Origin of the sequence: Calothrix rhizosoleniae SC01 (assembly GCF_900185595.1) — a bacterium.
In the GTDB taxonomy this organism is placed as follows: Bacteria; Cyanobacteriota; Cyanobacteriia; order Cyanobacteriales; family Nostocaceae; genus Calothrix_A; species Calothrix_A rhizosoleniae.
The window spans coordinates 1-1,635 of sequence record NZ_FYBH01000265.1 but is presented as its reverse complement, the minus strand read 5'-3'; the positions used below and the strand labels follow the sequence as shown (position 1 = coordinate 1,635).

Below are 1,635 nucleotides of genomic sequence, written 5' to 3'. Positions count from 1 at the left end.
GAGGGTTAAGCTGGGTATAGCCCGATAAATTCATACCTGGATTCAGCGACGCCATTAATTCCAGTTTTAGACCGGATATTCTGTAGAAAAAGATACAAATTTACGATTTTTTTAATCTTTAGGATGTTATCAGTGTGTCAAAATCAGGTTTTGTGAGATAGGGTTAGCATAATACGTCAGCTATATTTGACCTAAGTTAATTGGCACAGTAAGGAGTAACCATGACAACCCCACAAGAAATTCTCAATATGATTGGGGACGACAAGATCAAAATGGTCGACCTCAAATTCATCGATATGCCAGGAACTTGGCAACACTTGACGGTGTATCACAATCAAATCGATGAGAGTTCTTTTACAGACGGCGTACCTTTCGACGGTTCTAGTATCCGGGGTTGGAAAGCTATTAACGAATCTGACATGACAATGGTGATCGATCCCAACACTGCTTGGGTCGATCCTTTCATGAAAGAGCCAACTCTCAGTGTTATTTGTTACATTAAAGAACCTCGTACTGGTGAGCCTTATAACCGTTGTCCCAGGGTAATTGCCCAGAAAGCCATAGATTATTTAGTTGCTTCTGGGGTTGGTGATACAGCGTTCTTCGGCCCAGAAGCTGAGTTTTTTATCTTTGATGATGTTCGCTTTGACCAAACCACAAATGCAGGTTATTACTATGTAGACTCAGTTGAAGGTCGTTGGAACTCTGGTAGAGAAGAAGGTCCTAACCTAGGTCATAAACCAGGCTATAAGGGAGGTTATTTCCCCGTTGCTCCCACGGATACCTTTCAAGATATTCGTACAGAAATGCTGTTGACAATGGCAGACTGTGGCGTACCCATTGAAAAACAGCACCATGAAGTAGCAACTGGTGGTCAGTGCGAATTGGGCTTCCGTTTTGGGAAAATGATTGAAGCTGCTGACTGGTTGATGACTTACAAATATGTGATCAAGAATGTCGCCAAGAAATATGGGCAGTCAGTTACATTTATGCCTAAGCCTATTTATGGTGACAATGGTTCTGGGATGCACACCCACCAATCTATCTGGAAAGATGGTCAACCCCTATTCGCTGGTGGTAAATATGCTGGTTTGAGTGAATCAGCTCTATACTATATCGGTGGTATTCTCAAGCACGCACCTGCACTATTGGCGCTCACCAACCCTTCCACCAACTCCTACAAACGCTTGGTACCTGGTTATGAAGCACCAGTAAACTTGGCTTATTCTCAGGGTAATCGCTCCGCTTCAGTGAGGATTCCTCTTTCTGGTGACAATCCCAAAGCTAAACGATTGGAATTCCGTTGTCCAGATGCTACTTGTAATCCTTACTTAGCATTTGCTGCTATGCTTTGCGCTGGCTTAGATGGAATTAAGAACAAAATCGATCCTGGCTCACCCTTGGACAAGAATATTTATGAACTTTCCCCAGAAGAACTAGGACTAATTCCTTCTACTCCTGCTTCTCTGGAGTTGGCTCTAGAAGCACTGGAGCAAGATCATAAATTCTTGACTGAACCTGGTGTGTTCACAGAAGACTTTATTGAAGCCTGGATTTCTTACAAGTTAGACACTGAAGTTAATCCCATGCGTCTCCGTCCCCATCCTTATGAGTTTTCTCTCTACTACGATGCTT

Annotated in this window: 1 protein-coding gene; it reads left to right on the top strand. The window is 43.0% G+C overall.

Features of this window, described 5'->3' with window-relative positions; genetic code table 11:
• Positions 1-221: 221 nt before the first annotated feature.
• On the top strand, positions 222-1,635 hold a 1,414-nt coding region (gene glnA / locus CALSC_RS15795; protein WP_143288273.1), incomplete at its 3' end, for a type I glutamate--ammonia ligase.